At 60.9% G+C, this 16,321-nt stretch carries 12 protein-coding genes; 6 read left to right on the top strand and 6 right to left on the bottom strand.

What is annotated here, in order from left to right; genetic code table 11:
- Positions 1-18 precede the first annotated feature (18 nt).
- Positions 19-297 carry a hypothetical protein gene (locus R3E82_09820; protein ID MEZ5551174.1) on the bottom strand — a complete coding sequence of 93 codons (279 nt, stop codon included), beginning with the start codon at positions 295-297 and terminating at the stop codon, positions 19-21.
- Between the two features lie 18 nt (positions 298-315).
- On the bottom strand, positions 316-558 hold the full coding sequence (locus tag R3E82_09815) for a hypothetical protein (GenBank protein MEZ5551173.1): 243 nt from the start codon (positions 556-558) through the stop codon (positions 316-318).
- A 179-nt stretch (positions 559-737) separates the two neighbouring features.
- Here R3E82_09815 and R3E82_09810 point away from each other — a divergent pair, with 179 nt between their 5' ends.
- Both R3E82_09810 and R3E82_09805 read left to right on the top strand, forming a co-directional pair.
- A complete protein-coding gene (locus R3E82_09810) occupies positions 738-1,976 on the top strand; it encodes a CoA transferase (protein MEZ5551172.1) in 1,239 nt (412 codons plus the stop codon).
- Positions 1,977-2,156: 180 nt separating this feature from the next.
- On the top strand, positions 2,157-3,959 hold the full coding sequence (locus R3E82_09805) for a redoxin family protein (protein MEZ5551171.1): 1,803 nt from the start codon (positions 2,157-2,159) through the stop codon (positions 3,957-3,959).
- 93 nt (positions 3,960-4,052) lie between these two features.
- Here R3E82_09805 and R3E82_09800 read toward each other — a convergent pair whose 3' ends face one another.
- The 4 genes from R3E82_09800 to R3E82_09785 all read right to left on the bottom strand — a co-directional run bounded on the left by R3E82_09800 (position 4,053) and on the right by R3E82_09785 (position 8,201).
- Positions 4,053-5,228, bottom strand: a complete 1,176-nt coding sequence (locus R3E82_09800) for an acyl-CoA dehydrogenase family protein (protein ID MEZ5551170.1) — start codon at positions 5,226-5,228, stop codon at positions 4,053-4,055.
- A 94-nt stretch (positions 5,229-5,322) separates the two neighbouring features.
- Entirely contained in the window at positions 5,323-5,649 is a 327-nt protein-coding gene (locus R3E82_09795) for a YdbL family protein (protein MEZ5551169.1), read from the bottom strand.
- 2 nt (positions 5,650-5,651) lie between these two features.
- The gene (locus R3E82_09790; protein MEZ5551168.1) at positions 5,652-5,825 is read right to left on the bottom strand and encodes a YnbE family lipoprotein; all 174 of its coding nucleotides are present in this window, start codon (positions 5,823-5,825) and stop codon (positions 5,652-5,654) included.
- A gap of 135 nt (positions 5,826-5,960) precedes the next feature.
- Positions 5,961-8,201: a YdbH domain-containing protein gene (locus tag R3E82_09785; GenBank protein MEZ5551167.1), complete on the bottom strand. Its 2,241-nt coding sequence runs from the start codon at positions 8,199-8,201 to the stop codon at positions 5,961-5,963.
- Between the two features lie 208 nt (positions 8,202-8,409).
- Between R3E82_09785 and R3E82_09780 the strand changes: the two genes are divergently transcribed.
- The 4 genes from R3E82_09780 (at position 8,410) to R3E82_09765 (ending at position 16,190) form a co-directional block, all read left to right on the top strand.
- The gene (locus R3E82_09780) at positions 8,410-9,540 is read left to right on the top strand and encodes a zinc-binding dehydrogenase (protein MEZ5551166.1); all 1,131 of its coding nucleotides are present in this window, start codon (positions 8,410-8,412) and stop codon (positions 9,538-9,540) included.
- Positions 9,541-9,693: 153 nt separating this feature from the next.
- Entirely contained in the window at positions 9,694-12,129 is a 2,436-nt protein-coding gene (locus R3E82_09775; protein MEZ5551165.1) for a TonB-dependent receptor, read from the top strand.
- 391 nt (positions 12,130-12,520) lie between these two features.
- Entirely contained in the window at positions 12,521-15,505 is a 2,985-nt protein-coding gene (locus tag R3E82_09770) for a TonB-dependent receptor (protein MEZ5551164.1), read from the top strand.
- 70 nt (positions 15,506-15,575) lie between these two features.
- Entirely contained in the window at positions 15,576-16,190 is a 615-nt protein-coding gene (locus tag R3E82_09765) for a hypothetical protein (protein ID MEZ5551163.1), read from the top strand.
- Positions 16,191-16,321: the final 131 nt, after the last annotated feature.

Below are 16,321 nucleotides of genomic sequence, written 5' to 3'. Positions count from 1 at the left end.
GGGGATGGTGTCTGAATCTCAGGGCTTCCAGAGACCCTGGGATTCCACCCGCAAAGCGCGGTTGAATTTGCTCGATGCATTCTCCCAGGCGATGGCTGCAGTCAGTTCCACGATCGCCGCAACGTCGAAGTGTTCACTCAGTTCGGCAAACAGCGCGTCATCCACGTCCTGATCGGAATAGGTAATTGCGTCGGCATAGCGCAGTGCGACCTTTTCCCGGGTGTCGAACAGATCGGACTGCGCATGGTAGTCGAGCGCGAGGATTTTTTCGGTACTCACCCCTGCTGCGCTGCTCACGGCAGCGTTGATGTCCTGTCAGAAGGCGCAACCATTGATGCTCGCCACACGCCGATTGACGAGGGCCAGCAGGGCGGTGCCGATCAGCCCGTCCTTATCGATAGCGTTCCACATGCCGCGGACCGCCTTGAACAGATCGGGTCGATGGGCGTACAGCAGATGATTCTTCAGCGGAGCGCCCCAGGTTTCGGTCTGGGCGGCCAGTACCCGGGCGATGTAGCCGCCGGCCTGTTCGGGCTGAATATCTGGAATTCTGCTCATAGTGTGCTCCCTGAAAGCGATGCCGACAGCTGGCGGGACCCGGGCGTCGCATCTGAGGCTCCCGGGTGGATGGCATTTAGTCTATCCTCAGCGATCCGGTGGGGAAGCCGGGCGCGCGGAAAAAACATCTGTACGCGGAAAAAAGCGTCCGCGTGCAGAAAAATATCGGGAGGAATGCTATGGCAGCACCCCTGCAGGACATTACCGTCGTTGAAATCGACAATTACATGGCCGCACCGAGCACCGGCGCGATTCTCGCCGACCTGGGGGCACGGGTGATCAAGATCGAACCGCTCGGCGGCGATCCGATGCGTGGAATTGGTCGCCCCGCCAAGGTCACAGGCAAACAGAGCCGGCTGAAAGGCTACGATTTCGGCTTCGATGTGGACAATCGCGGCAAACAATCGATCAGTATCGCCCTTGATACCGAAGAAGGTGCGCGGATCGTGCATCGCCTTGTTGCAGATGCCCAGGTGTTTCTGTGCAACCTGCTGCCCCACCGACAGCAGCGCTTCGGGCTCGATCCGGAGGCTCTGATGAAGGTCAACCCGACCATCGTACATGCGACCCTCACCGGTTACGGGACCAATGGTCCCGATGCGCTGCGCCCCGGCTACGATGTCACTGCCTTTTTCGGCCGCTCCGGTCTGTACGACGCAATGCGCGACGGTGATGCGGGAGAAGTACCCATGGCACGCCCCGCACAGGGCGATCACACCGCCGGGCTGGCGTTACTCGGGGGCATTCTGGCAGCACTGCGGCTGGCAGAGAAAACAGGTGAGGGCCAGGTGGTGGAAACGTCCCTCTACGAGTCGGCTATCTGGACCCAGGCCAGCGACTTCGGTGTAACCGCAGTGGATCGCGCTCCGGTCCGGCGCCGCGCGCGCCACGAGATGCTGACCCCTGCCGCCAATCGCTATCCCTGTGGAGATGGCAAGTGGATCGTGCTCAACACCCTCGGTGGCGACAGCTTCGCAAAGCTCTGCGAAGCTCTGGATCGCCCCGAGTGGTTGAAAGACGAGCGATTCCTCGACGGCAGCAGCCGCTACCGCCACATGGCGGAACTGGTGACTGCCATAGACGACATCCTGGGCAGCCGGAGTCGGGACCAATGGGGTGAAATATTCGATAAGGCGGGGCTCGTGTGGGGACCGGTGCTGACCCTCGATGAGGTCTCCAGGGATGCCCAGGCAGAGGCCATCGGCATGTTCCCGGAAATCGAACACCCGGATCTGGGTCGCTACCGCACGGTGCGGATCCCGATGCGTTTTCGGGGAGCGGATGTCGGACCAAGAGGGCCGGCCCCGGAGCTTGGCGAACACACGGTCGAAATTCTCCATGCGGCGGGCTACGACGCCTGCGAATTGGACCGTCTGGTGGCGGACGGTGTGATAGGCGGCGCGGCTCAGAAGCGCTGATCCGACCTTCAGGGCGCAACCTTCAGGGCGCGACCTGGGAGGTATCAGAAAACTGGCGCTGGTGGGCCTCTTCCAGATGCCCCGGATGCCGCGGGGATTCGGCTGTATGGGCGGCCGGTTTTATCCAGATCTGTGTTGCGGTACTATCCACGGTTGACTTTTCACCGGGGAGCGATCTGCATGATCCGATTCACTTCATTTCTGTTGACCGTTCTGTTTGCCGTCAGCGCCCACGGATTGAAAACCTCGGAGCGGGTCGAAAACTTCCGGCTGCTCGATCAGAACGGCGATTCACATCAGCTCTACTACTACAACGATGCCACGGCGGTGGTGTTCATGGTCCAGGGCAATGGCTGCCCGATCGTGCGCAACGCCCTGCCGCGCTTCAAGGAACTGCGTGACGAGTACGCCGCGAAAGGCGTTCGGTTCTTCATGATCAACTCGAACCTGCAGGACAACCGGGCGACCATCGAGGCAGAGGCAAAAGAATTCGGTATTGATGTGCCGATCCTCATCGACGACACCCAGATCATCGGTGAATCTCTGGGTCTGGTGCGCACGGGCGAAGTGTTTGTACTGGATCCGAAGACCTGGTCGGTCACCTACACGGGTGCCCTCGATGATCGCCTGACCTACGAGAACCAGAAGCAGGCGGCGACCGAGAATTATCTCGAAGACGCGATCGACGACATGCTGGCCGGCAACAAAGTTCAGCTCGCCAGCACTGACCCCTTAGGTTGCCTGATCAACTTTCCTGAGCAGCAGAAGCGCGCTCAGCATGCATCGATCTCATATGCCAACGACATCGCGCCCATGCTCGAAGACAACTGTGTGGCCTGCCACCGGACGGGTGGAATCGGCCCCTGGGCGATGACGGACTACAACATGGTGCGCGGTTTTTCTCTGATGATCCGGGAAGTGGTGCGGACCAGGCGGATGCCGCCCTGGCATGCGGATCCGGCGGTCGGCCATTTCAGCAACGACCGGTCGCTCACACCCGAACAGACCCAGACCCTGGTGCACTGGATAGAGGCGGGCGCGCCGCGCGGTGAAGGTCCTGATCCCCTGGCCGAAATCGACCACGACTGGCCGACCTGGGCGTCCCAGGAGCCGGAACTCGGCGATCCTGATTATGTGATCGACATTCCCGCGGCAGAGGTCCCGGCCACCGGCGTGGTGGACTATCAGTACCACTTCGTGAAAAACACCATCGGCAAGGATGTCTGGGTCAAGGCTGCAGAAATACTGCCGGGCGATCGCGGCGTGCTGCACCACGTGATCACCTCTTTCGGCCAGATGGAAACGGAAGGCCCCCGCAAGGGCCGGCTGAAGCGGGAAGGCCAGGGTGGGCTGCGCGGTTACGTACCCGGCATGGTCGCCCAGTCGTTCCCGGAAAACACCGGCGTCTTCCTGCCGGCGGATTCCACCATCGAATTCCAGATGCACTACACCACCAACGGCAAAGCGGCGGTGGACGAATCGAAGCTCGGCATCTGGGTTTATGACGAGCCACCGAAGGACGAAGTGTTCTCGATGATTCTGCTCAACGGCAAGATCCGTATTCCGGCACACAGTAAGAACCACAAGGAAATGGCCGAGCGGGTGCTGCCGAAGGCGTCGCTCGTCTACAACCTGCTGCCCCACGCGCACTTCCGCGGTAAGGCTTCGGAATTCAGTGTGGTGTATCCCGACGGCACGGAAGAGGTGCTGCTGAAGGTGCCGAATTACGACTTCAACTGGCAGACCACCTATGAGCTCGCTGAGCCCAAGTATCTGCCTGCCGGCACCAGGCTGGTGCACACCACCTGGTGGGACAACTCGGCTCAGAATCCGGCCAACCCGGATCCGAATGTGGAGGTCACCTGGGGTGAGCAGTCCTGGGAAGAGATGCTGTTCGGTGCTGTCCTGATGCGCTTCTTAAGCGATGAAGAGGTCGCCGAATACGAAGCCCGCAGGAAGCCGACGGTCGCCAGCACCGACTGATATCCGGCTGACTGCAGCCACTGCCGATCGGGCTGGCGCGACGCCGGCCCGATCTGTTTCTGAATTCTGCAATTCTTAAGTTGGGTCGGAAATTCAGTCCGGCAGACCCAGCACCCGCTTGGCGATGATGTTGAGCTGCACTTCGTTGGTGCCGCCGTAGATGGTCACCGCGCGATCCCGCAGCCAGCCCCGGGTTGCTTCGAGTTCCGCATCGCTGAAACCTGCACCTTCCCAGCCGAGCCCCTGTGTACCACGCAACCTGGATTTGAGCTCAGAACCGGCGCGGGCAAGGCTCGAGCCCACATACTTGAAAATCGATGTAGCAGGTCCAGGCGCACCGCCGGAACGATGCTCTTCACCGACCCGCCTTGCGGTGAGCTGCAATGATTGTTCCTGCATCAGGTGTCTGAGCACCTCGTCCCGGGCAACCGGATCGCTGATGCGGCCGTCCTCGACGCCTGCATAGTCCAGCGCCAGCTGGGCCAGCGGATTGATCTGGGGCCTGGCTTTGCCATCACCCGAGTCCCCCGGCCCGGAACGCTCGTATTGCAGCAGGCGTTTGGCTACCGTCCAGCCTTTGTTGAGTTCGCCGATCAGGTCGGCTTTCTGGGCGATAGCATTGTCGAAGAAAGTCTCGCAGAAGGGCGACGAGCCGGAAATGAGTCTGATCGGTTTGATTGTCACACCGGGCTGCTTCATTTCCAGCAGCACGAAGCTGATACCTTCGTGTTTCGGCGCATCCGGGTCGGTGCGCACCAGGCAGAACATCCAGTCGGCATGATCCGCCCCCGAGGTCCAGATCTTCTGACCGTTGATCACAAAATGGTCACCATCGAGCACTGCGCGGGTTCGCAGGCTGGCCAGATCCGAGCCCGAGCCAGGCTCGGAATAGCCCTGACACCAGCGCACTTCGCCGCTGGTGATGCGCGGCAGGTGGCGCTGCTTCTGTTCTTCTGTGCCGAATTCGAGCAGGGTGGGGCCGATCATTGCGAGCCCCATGCCTACCGCCGGTGGCAGAGCGCGTATTGCGGCCATTTCCTGCGTCAGTATCCGGGCTTCTTCCCTGTTCAGTCCGCCGCCGCCGTACTGAGTCGGCCAGGTGGGTGCTGTCCAGCCGCGCTCGGCTGCCCGATTCAGCCAGAGCCTGGCATCGGGAGTGTCATAGATCTCGAAGGCATCTTCGAAGTGCACGGTACGCCCGCGCATGCTCTGTGGACAGTTGTCGGCCAGCCAGGCCCGGGTTTCGGTTCGAAAAGCTTCCAGACTCATTTCGTTTCCTGTGATTGAGATCCAGTGGATGAATGCTGACTCGTTACGAGTCGATTGAATTGGATGTGGGGTTTCGTTGTGGCGCGCGCGAAGACTACTTTTTCTGCCAGCCACCGTTCAGCAGAATCCAGTCGCCACTGCGGGTACGCTCGATGGTCTTCTTGCCTGCGAGTGCCTGAACCTGCTCCATGGTCAGATTGTTCTCCGCGGCTATTCGCCTGTATTCCTCTCGACGCTTGTCATTGATGTCTTTGACCAGCGCGGCGACGTCCGCGGCGGCGTTTTCCACCACGAGGCCGAGATAACCGTCTGCGCGTTCGCCGATGACCCCGTCCCGTTTGGACTGCTCCAGGTCAGCCGCGAGGGCGAGCCCGCCGCCGAACAGCGTCAGAAGAAGACAGATTCGGATGATGTGTTTCATGATTAAAAGAGCTCGCTGTCTTTACTGAACAGATCGTCGAGTTCCCGATCGACCTTCACCAGGATTTCATGCTTGATGTTTACATTGAGGTTGATGGTGATCGGCTCATCGGTCGCCACTTTGACTGTGGGAGTGCAGGCGGCTGCAGCCAGCAGCAGGCAGACGGCGGCACAAATCCTGAGGTCAGGCCGATAGCCGGAAGTTTTGGTTTCCACGAATTCGTGACCCGCAGCAGCACAGTTGGATCCGAAACATACATCGCCCCTGACGGATGGGCAATCGCCGGGTGAAAGGCGGCAAAGCAGAGGTATTCAGCGGATGACCCGATTCTGGATGGAGTCCGTGAAGGAGTCGGAAAGCCGCAGGGATTCGAGCAGGGTGGGGATGTTTTCCGAGATATTCAGGTTGTAGTGGATGGGCCGACCCTTTTCCACACCCGGATTATGCCCCTCGAGCCGCAGACTCAGGTTCAGATCCCCACTTTCTGCATAGTCCACACCTGCGCTCAAGGTGGTGAAGCGGAAATCCTGGAGGGCGCGCAGGGCCAGATCCAGTCCGGGCCGGGCGATGGCATTGGCCAGACTGGGCGCCAGATGAATGGTGCCGCCAGGTGCCCGGGCGTCGATCCGGCCGCCGGTCACGCTGACCTCACCGCCCCGGATGCGTACCGGCAGCTGGCCGTCCAGACGGCCATCTCCGGAGATATCCTCACCTTCGAGTGCGAGCACGGCGGTCAGATCCAGGTCGGTCAGGGTCAGACTGATGTCCGCTGCCGCGTTCTCGATCCGGTATTCGAAGGGCGCTGCCAGCGCCTGCCCGCCGAGCAGACGGGCCTGGAACCGCTCGACAAGCAGGCGTTCCAGACTCCCGCTGAACGTGGCTTCAATCCCGGTCACCGGGAAGCCCACATCCAGGGAGCCGATCCCGAGGGTAGATTCGCCCAGCCGTACACCGTCCGGTGTCAGCGCGACCTTCAGCACAGCGGAAGTGTTGTTGCCGACGTAGTCAGCGTAGTGGAGGGTGGATGTATGAATCAGGAAGCTGGCTGAGCCGGTCAGCGCTTTATCCAGCACCAGGTCCAGGCTCATATCCATCCTGCCCTGGTGCAGATCATAGTCCGTCGCCCAGGCGGGCAGCAGAGTGGCGATCAGCGGTTCACTCCAGCTGAGGCTGTGCGCGCTGCGGATTGTGGTGACGGCCCCGTCCAGCGTGTAAGCAAGATGAAGAGGCAGCCGCTGTACCGGACCGCTTGTCAGTAACAGTTCCGCCGCCAGCGTGCTGCTGTTCAGTCTGTAGGTGCCGGTCAGTCCGAGGGGCAGGGGCTCCTCCTCCAGTCGGAGTGTGCCATTGAAGGAAACATCGCCGCGATGAGATGGCAGGTTCCCGTCGGGTGCGCTCAGGTCTGCCTGCAGAATCCCTTCGGCCACCTGAGGTGACAGCAGGTTGATCCCGGCCCGCAGTCGGGCAGCGGGGATGTCACCGAGGGGAAGCTCGAAGCGCTGCAACTGCGCCTGCAGAATCAGATCACCGCTGCGTACGTCGATCTGCGCGCCCGCAGCGAGGTCCACCCGGCTGGGATTCGCAGTGAGTTGCAGCCCCGCCGGCACCCGCAGCCGCAACTGTGTGTCCGGCAGATTCGCGCTGATATCGGCGCCAAGCAGCGCAACGAGTTCGCCATTGCCGTAACGGGCGTCGGCTGCGAGCGAGTCGATGAGCAGGCTGCGATCCCTGCTGTGCCAGGTCAGTGTCAGCGGTCCCTGTGCCTGCAGGCTGGACCAGTCCGGCTGGCGGGCGCCATCGAGATCGAGCCGGCCGGCGACTGTGCCCTGCAGCCGACCCTGTCCCGGCGGCAATCCGGCAAGGCTCGATAATCGATCCAGCGCGAACCCCTGCAGCCGGTAACTTGCGGTGATCTCTATCACACCAGCGCGCTCGATTGCCTGGGCGGTCACCCAGGGGTCGCTGCCTGCTTCGAGGAGTGCAAGATCGAGCTGGACTTCATCGCCATCTGCCGGTGTCTGCAGGACCAGCTCGAAATGCAGTGGACCGGAAGCCAGCGGTGTGCGCGCAGTAGCGGAGACAGACAGCCGCGCCTGGGCGAACTCCAGTCGGCCTTCACCCTGCAGGTCGAGGTGCGGGGCGGTGAGTTCGATGCGGCCGACCCGGGCGCGCTCCAGCGGCAGTGCGGAGAGGGCGAAGGGCAGCCGCGGAATGCTGAATGAACCCGCAGCGGAACCTGCGGGGGGCGCCTCAGCCTGAATCTGCAACGCTTCGAGATCCAGAGACTGCAGCCGACCCTGCAGCAGTTCCCGCCAGCGGTAACTGAGTTCGGCGTTCCGCACGCGGAACTGCGCTCCACCCACCATGGCGTCGACTTCGGGGACTTTGAGGCCACGCCAGCCAGGTCGTTCCGCAACGATGCGCAGTCCATCCAGCGCCAGTTCCCGGGCGAGGTGCGGTTCCAGTGCGCTGACAATGGCAGGAAAAGCGAGCCAGGCGCCCGCCAGCAGAGCGGCGGGAATCACGAGCAGCGGGAGGATAAACTTTTTCACTCGGTTTCCAGACTAGCCGTCCCTCATCATAGGCATCATCCCGGGGGGATTTCGATGTTCGACTCCGAAGACCTGCAGATCAGGGTGGCAGAACCGGCACATGCTTATGCCCTGCTGGAGGTGTCGGCTGGAGCGGATTCGTGTAGCGTTCCGCCTTTGTCCAACCCGCGCTTATCTGCATCTGTCTATGAATATCAAGGAGAAAACCATGTCGAAAGGACTGCAATTACGTTCGCTGCTGAAAGCCGATGGCACCCTGGAGCTTTCGCTGGACCAGGTTGAGGTTCCTGCGCCGCGCAGTCAGGAGGTGGTCGTACGGGTTGAAGCCACACCGATCAACCCCTCGGATCTCGGGCTGCTGCTGGGCGGAGCGGATCTGAGCACCGCCAAGGCTTCGAAGTCGGTGCTGGGCCCGGTCATTACTGCCAAGGTCCCGCCGGCGATGATGCGGGCGATGGCAGCCCGGGTGGATCAGTCGTTGCCAGTAGGCAATGAGGGCGCAGGTGTTGTCATTGAAGCAGGCGACTCCCCGGAAGCCCAGGCCCTGCTCGGGAAAACCGTGGCTGTGCTCGGTGGCGCCATGTATGCGCAGTTCCGGGTCATGAAGGCGGTGGAGTGTCTGGTGCTGCACGAAGGCACGACTCCGGCGGAAGGCGCCTCCTGTTTTGTGAATCCGCTGACCGCCCTCGGGATGGTGGAAACCATGCGCAGTGAAGGGCACACCGCTCTTGCCCACACGGCTGCTGCTTCGAACCTCGGTCAGATGCTGCAGAAGGTCTGCCTGAAGGATGGTGTGCAGCTGGTGAACATCGTCCGCAAGCCTGAGCAGGCAGCCCTGTTGCGGGACATCGGTGCGACCCACGTCTGCGATTCGAGTCAGCCGGATTTCCTGGAGCAGCTTGCGGACGCTTTCACAGAGACCGGCGCCACCATCGGCTTTGATGCGGTCGGCGGCGGGAAGGGTGCCAGTCAGATTCTCACCGCGATGGAGATCGCCGCAGGTAGAAATGCCAAGGAATTCAGCCGGTATGGCTCTGCGGTGCACAAACAGGTGTATATCTACGGCGGATTGGATCGCGGCCCGACGGAACTGACCCGGGGCTATGGCATGGCCTGGGGCCTTGGCGGCTGGCTGCTCACCCCCTTTCTGCAGAAAATCGGCAGGGAGGCGGCCAACCGCCTGCGTCAGCGCGTCGCAGATGAAGTGAAGACCACTTTCGCGAGTCACTATGTCAAAGAGATCTCCCTGGCTGAAGCGCTGAGCCTTAAGGAAATTTCCGCCTACGGCAGAATGGCCACCGGGGAGAAGTATCTGATCAATCCGAACAAGGGGATCTGATCGAACACACGGGCTGAATGGCTGAGGGTGCCCCGGATGATGCCCGGGGTACCTGCATAACCGCGGAGCGCCCGCCGTCTGCTTTGCCATACGATTGAAAACCGTGCTTCCCGGACTCTAAAAACCCTACCCCGCTCACTTCAGGATAAAAACATGCTGCATGCATTCCTTCACAGAAAGGTCGCGCTTCCGGTTCTGGTGATCGGTATTTCGCTGACCGGTGTGCAGCATGCGGCGGCGGGTGTGGATGCGGGTAGTGTTTCACTGCGGTCTGAAAAATCTGCTGACACAACGGATACCATAACGGTATTCCAGCAGGCCGATCTCGTACGCACCGGCTATACGCGTCTCGGACCCGCGCTCGCTGCCTTGCTGCCGGCGCTGTCGCTGCGCCAGGCCGCGACGCTCAACGGTGAAGATCATGTTCCGCTCGCCTCGCTGCGAGGCTTTGCCCCGGATCAGATGGTGGTGCTCGTAAACGGCAAGCGACGGCATGCCGCGGCGATGTTCCATACCGAAGACGCACCCGGTCAGGGCTCGCCAGGTGTGGATCTGGATGCGGTACCGTTGAGTGCCCTGTCAAGAGTCGAGGTGGCGCTGGGTGCCGTCGGTGGCCGTTTCGGCGGAGATGCACTCGGTGGGGTGATCAATCTCGTGCTCGATGACAGTGCCTCTGGCGGGCATCTGCGCGCCCAGTACGGACAGCGGCGTACGACCATGGATGGCGTGCCCAAGCTCAACCAGACCACCGTCGACAACGGCTCCGGTTCGATTTCCCATGTCACTGGCGGTTCTCGAGTGATCGATGACGGTGACGGAGACAGCCTGAATCTCTCGGGCAGCTGGGGATTCGATCTCACTGAGCGGGGTTTCATGCGGGTGAGTGCCGGATACTGGGCGGATGACAGCAGCAATCGTTCCGGATTTGACGAACGGCAGCAGTATCCCCTGCAGGCGAATGGCGATTTCGATATTCGCGAAAGCACCGTGAGCCGGCTGACGACCTCTTACGGCCAGCCAGACAGGGACGAACTCAACATACAGTTCAACGCCGGTGTGCATCTCAATGATGAAGTCGAGCTGTACGGATTCACCGCGCTTTCGACCCGCAATTCAAAAAGCGCGGCGGGGTATTATCGGCCACTTGATGCGGAAGCCCTGCCGGAACTCTATCCGAATGGCCTGCTGCCACTGATCAAAACCGACATTGACGATCGCAGTTTCACAGTCGGTGCCCGGGGCAACGCCTGGGACTGGAACTGGGACTTCAGCTATGGGGTGATGAACAGTGAAATCGACTGGAAGGTCCGGGATTCGCTCAATCCCACCTACGGCGCTCTGAGTCCACTGACATTCAACACGGGTAACACCGAATCTGACCTGGAGGCGTTCAATTTCGATTTCGGCCGGAATCTGCTTCTCTTCGAGCGCGCGGCCAGAGTAAACGTCGGCATCGAGTACCGGCTGGACAAGTACGAAGTTGAGCGCGGGGAGGGCGCCAGTTATCTGGACGCCGGCGCGGCCGATCCTGCGCGGCTGCCACTGCCAGCGGGATCCGTTGGCTACGCAGGTTTCCCGGAAGAGGTGGGGGTCGATCGCTATGGCACCGGAATCTACGCCGATCTGCGCATGAACCTCAGCGAACGGTTGTCCGCCTACGGGGCGGCTCGGGTCGACGATTTCGACGGCTTCGACACAATGGCAAACGGCCAGCTGTCCCTCGCTTATCAGATCGACCCCGCGTGGCAGGTGCGACTGGGGATCAGCGGCGGAGACCGGGTGCCCGGCATCGCACAGCAGAGCTACGCACGCAGTACAACTACCCTGACCACGGGTGGTCCCGTCGAGTCTGGTGTCTATCTTCCGGACAGTACCGTGGCCGCAGCTTTTGGTGTCGACGGACTCGAGGCGGAGTCAACATTCAGCGTCAGCGCCGGGGTCGAGTATGCGCCGGGAGGTGCTTTCAGTTTCCGGATCGACGTCTACCAGACACAGGTGGATGACCGGGTAGTCCTTGCGGATGCGCAGGCCTTTGGCTCTCCGGCCGGTACGGCCCGCTTTGTGCTCAATGGCGCGGATGTGCAACATCGAGGTGTCGATGCGCAAGGTGCCTGGTCGACGACGCTGGGTTCAGGCGAACTGGACCTGACTCTGGGTATCAGCGTCACAGACATCGAAGCAGACAGCACTGGCGCCAGCGACGCGCTGTTCGGCGCCACCGCCCTGGACCAGCTTGCCACCGCCTGGCCGGAATCCAGGATCATCCTCAGTGGCAACTGGCGCAGGGGGCGTTTCGATCTGAACACCCGTGTGACCGGTTACGGGTCGACCGAGGATCAGACCACGAATGGCGGACAGGGGCAGAAAATCGATGCTGCCTGGATCCTGGATGCGGATGTTCTGTATCAGGCCACGCCGGTGGTGGCTTTCAGTATCGGAGTGAACAATCTGCTGGACAGCTATCCCGATACCCTGCCCCGGGAGGCGGGCGCGCCGGATGCCAACCACTTATACCCCTATTCGAACTTCTCCCCGTATGGATTCGAAGGCCGACTGCTCTATGCGAGAGTGCTTGCGCGCTTCGAATAACCCGTCCTGACCTTCGGACCCGCGCACCGTCCTGGTGCGCGCGCTGGTGTGCGCGCAGATGCCTGGCAATCCTGACTCATTGAGAATGTATAGTTTTCTGTCGGATAGCGGCCGACAGCATCCTGGCTCAGCCCTGAGCCGATTTGTTTCAGTTTGTTGCCGGACGTTGTTGCCGGACGATCAGATTGCCGACCCGAGCGGGTGGCGTACAGCGACGGAATACCCTGGGAAGCCCGTTATCCGGGCGACTCAATGGGATGATGGAAACATGATGAACACATAATGAAAAAAAAAGAGGCAAACTGTTTCTCAATAGTTACAATGCGCCGGTCGAAATTCGGCCGCCAGGCCGTTTTCAAAAAATGTATAGCCTGACCTTTAGGGGGTTTTCATGCTGAAAAAATCGATCTGTTATCCGGCATCCCTTTGCCTGCTGCTGTCGTCCCTGAGCTTCACCGCTCAGGTGGCGGTCGCCCAGGAAGAGGTGATGATCGAGGAGATCGTCGTAACCGGTTCGCGCATCGCCCGTGATTCACTGACGGCGCCGACACCGCTCCAGGTTCTGTCCCGCGAGGATCTCGAACTTGGTGCAGAGACCAACATTGCCGATTTCCTCAACCAGCTGCCTGCCCTCGGCACGCCGCTGTTCAATCGGACCAACTCCAACTTCGATATCAACAACTCCGGCGTGGTGAACGTCGATCTGCGTGACCTGGGTGTTGCCCGCACGCTGACCCTCGTGAACGGCCGTCGTTTTGTGGCCGGGGTTCCGGGCACCTCCGCTGTCGACATGAACGCGATTCCCGCGGGCATGATCGAGCGGGTCGAGGTGATCACAGGTGGCGCGTCCGCCGTCTACGGCTCTGACGCGGTTGCCGGTGTGATCAACCTGATCCTGCGCGATGATTTCGAAGGCGTGGAATTCACCAGCCGCTACGAAACCACGGATGAGAGCGACGGTGAAGAGACCGATATCGGGCTGATGATCGGCGGTAACTTCGCTGATGGCCGCGGTAACGCAACTCTCTTCATGGGCTACACCGATCAGAATGCGGTGTATTCACGGAATCGCAGCCGCACCAAGATTGACGCTGTTTCCCCCATCGCCATAGGTATCACCGATGATGCGGACGCCGATCGCGGTGGTGCGGTATTCGGTCAGGTCTTCCCCTTCTACTCGAGCTTCCCGCTGCAGGGCCGCTTCGATACGAATGGCACTGGTGGCAGTGGTGACGACTGGACCTACCTGCCCGATGGCACCCTGGTCGACAGCTTCACCACCAACGGTAACTCGACCCGGGGTCCGGATGGTTTCAACCGCATGCAGTACCGCACCATCGCCATTCCCACCGAGCGCTATCTGTTCTCGACGACGGCGCACTTCGACTTCAACGATAATCTGCGCCTGTTCTTTGAAGGCACCTATTCGGATGCCACCACGGATTCCGAGCTGGAGCCGTTCCCCATGGCGTCCGACGACCTCTTCCAGACCTCCGCTTCCGGCGGTATTCCGCTGATGGTTGAGGACAGCAACGGCATGATGATCCAGAACCAGATCATTCCCCAGGCCATCTACGATGATGCGCTGGCCAATGGTGTGGATGGTGTTTTCTTCACCCGTCGCCTTGCCGAGTTCGGCAATCGCGGCAGCGCCAACGACCGGCAGACCTTTCGCTTCGCCACCGGTTTTGAAGGCACGATTGAGCAGACCGGCTGGGACTGGGATCTGAGCTACGTGTATGGTCGTTCGACCCAGTCTCAGATCAGCGGCGGCCAGGAAGACGTCACTGCCTTCCGCAACGCCCTGCTCGTCGAGCCGGATCCGGACAATGCGGGTCAGCTGCGTTGCATCGATGCTGAAGCCCGGGCAGGCGGCTGCGCACCGGCAAACGTCTTCGGCTTCAACTCGCTGAGCCAGGAAGCGGTCGACTACATCACCGCCGATCAGTCGCGCAATTCGAAGATCGAGCAGTATGTGGTGTCCGGCAACCTGACCGGCGACCTCTTCGAACTGCCTGCCGGTGCGGTGCAGTTCGCGGTGGGCGCGGAGTATCGTGAAGAGAAATCCGAAGCGATCAACGATGCGCTGACCGTTCGTGGTCTCAACTCATCGAATGCCTCACCGAGCATTTCGGGCAGCTTCGACGTGACCGAAGGTTATGCTGAATTGAATGTGCCGTTGCTTGCCGACAACATCGTCGATTACTTCGGTATCGGCGGCGCAGTGCGCTTCTCCGACTACTCGACGGTCGGCAGCACCACGGCCTGGGAAGGTCGCTTCGAACTGGCTCCGATCGAGCAGGTGCTGGTGCGGGGATCGATCTCCCGTGCAGTACGCGCACCGAACATCGATGAGCTGTTCGACCCGGGCACCCAGACCTTCGCACAGGTCAATGACCCCTGCGCAGGCGTGACCGCAACCACCTCAGGTACGATCGCGGACAACTGCCGTTCGATCCCTGCGATCGCAACCCGTATCGCCAACACCGGCTCTTTCACCCTGACCCAGCCTGAACTGCAGGGCACCACCGGCTTCCTCGGTGGCAACCCGGATCTGACCGAAGAGAAATCCGATTCCTGGACCTTCGGTGCGGTCTGGACCCCGGACTTCCTGCCGGAAGGGCTGAATGTGTCCACCACCGTCGACTGGTGGGATATCGAGATTGACGATGCGATCTTCACAGTCACCCAGAACAACGTGCTCGATCTGTGCTACGCGGATCCGGGTTTCCCGAACAATCCGCTGTGCGCCAACATCGTTCGCTATGCTTCCGGCACCCCTCAGCAGGGCGCGCTGGATGAAGTGAACTCGGGTACCGCCAACGTGGGTACGATCGACGCCGCGGGTCTGGATGTGGAGATCAATCTCGACTTCGAACCCCAGGCTTTCGATATCGGCATGCCCGGCGTCTTCTCGATCGGATTCATCTACACCTACCTCGACCAGTACGAGATTGTGAACCTGCCGGGTACCGATCCGGACAACGAGCGCGGTGAAGTCGGCAACCCCAAGCATCGCTGGAACACCAATTTCCGTTATCAGTTGGACAACCTGATGCTGCAGTGGCAGGTCCGCTACATCGGTAAAGGCCGGATCGAAGATACCGACCTCAACGATCAGGACTGTTCCGATCTGGATCTCGACTGCACCACGGGTTCTGTCGTGTACTCCGATATCTCGGGTCGCTACACGATTCCGCAACAGGTCTACGGCACACAGATTGAAGTCTTTGGTGGCGTAGAGAATCTGTTCGATGCGAAAGCACCGCTGATTTCTGCCGGTCTGTCGGACAGCGACACCGGTACCGAAACGATGGCAGGCATGTACGATGCCATCGGCCGTGCGTTCTACCTCGGACTGCGCGCGAACTTCTGATTTTGGTTCGCTCGTTCTGATGAAGGGCCGGTGGGTGCAAGACCCACCGGCTTTTTTTTTGGTGTTTTAGATGTCAGATACCTGCAGAGTGCAATACCCGGGATTCAAATGTGCGATTGCGGCTTTACTCTGCCTCGCCGTGTTCCCTGCCGGTGCGGAAGTGCCGGATGTGCTGTTGCGGTGTCAGGCGATGGCGGAGGCCCAGTCACGACTGGCCTGCTATGACAGCGCGATGGACCGACTGACTGCGACCCCGTCGGCACCCGCTCAAGCGACGCCGACCCAATCAGCGACCGTTAATCAGCCCACAAGCGCGTCGACACCGACCCCGTCGACACCGACCCCGTCGGCACCGACCCCGTCGGCACCGACCGGGCCGACAACGTCTCTCACACCAACTGAAATGTTCGGCCGGGAAGAATCTGCCTCACGGGATCTCGTCAAGGAAGTCATCGGTTCAACCCAGCTCGACTTCATCGAAGCCGAAGTTGCAGTGGTGCAGCGCACCGCATATGGCGAGTTGATCATCGAACTCGACAACGGCCAGCTGTGGCGCCAGATCGACAGCCGGTCGCTGCGTCTGAAGCCTGGTGAGCGGGTGCGGATCTCCGCTGCGAGTATCGGATCTTTTCTTCTCGAGAAGGTCTCCGGGAGTACCAGCATCCGGGTGCGGCGCCAGAAGTAACGGCCTCCGTCTCCGCATCCCCTATCTTCAAGGCACCCTGATCACCGACCCCGAAACCGGCTGCAGGGGTGGCAGGCGCCGGGACATCAGGGTGGTCGGTAATCCGAAAATCGCAGCTGAAATTGATTCGG

The sequence above is a fragment of the Pseudomonadales bacterium genome, from assembly GCA_041395945.1.
Taxonomy (GTDB): Bacteria; Pseudomonadota; Gammaproteobacteria; order Pseudomonadales; family Azotimanducaceae; genus SZUA-309.
This window is presented reverse-complemented; position numbering and strand designations above follow the sequence as displayed.

What these genes read in the sequence shown, in the direction of transcription:
- R3E82_09795 (MEZ5551169.1), bottom strand. Translation starts at nt 5,649, where the DNA reads ATGAAACACATCATCCGAATCTGTCTTCTTCTGACGCTGTTCGGCGGC.
- R3E82_09800 (MEZ5551170.1), bottom strand. Translation starts at nt 5,228, where the DNA reads ATGAGTCTGGAAGCTTTTCGAACCGAAACCCGGGCCTGGCTGGCCGAC.
- R3E82_09805 (MEZ5551171.1), top strand. Translation starts at nt 2,157, where the DNA reads ATGATCCGATTCACTTCATTTCTGTTGACCGTTCTGTTTGCCGTCAGC.
- R3E82_09775 (MEZ5551165.1), top strand. Translation starts at nt 9,694, where the DNA reads ATGCTGCATGCATTCCTTCACAGAAAGGTCGCGCTTCCGGTTCTGGTG.
- R3E82_09765 (MEZ5551163.1), top strand. Translation starts at nt 15,576, where the DNA reads ATGTCAGATACCTGCAGAGTGCAATACCCGGGATTCAAATGTGCGATT.
- R3E82_09770 (MEZ5551164.1), top strand. Translation starts at nt 12,521, where the DNA reads ATGCTGAAAAAATCGATCTGTTATCCGGCATCCCTTTGCCTGCTGCTG.
- R3E82_09780 (MEZ5551166.1), top strand. Translation starts at nt 8,410, where the DNA reads ATGTCGAAAGGACTGCAATTACGTTCGCTGCTGAAAGCCGATGGCACC.
- R3E82_09815 (MEZ5551173.1), bottom strand. Translation starts at nt 558, where the DNA reads ATGAGCAGAATTCCAGATATTCAGCCCGAACAGGCCGGCGGCTACATC.
- R3E82_09810 (MEZ5551172.1), top strand. Translation starts at nt 738, where the DNA reads ATGGCAGCACCCCTGCAGGACATTACCGTCGTTGAAATCGACAATTAC.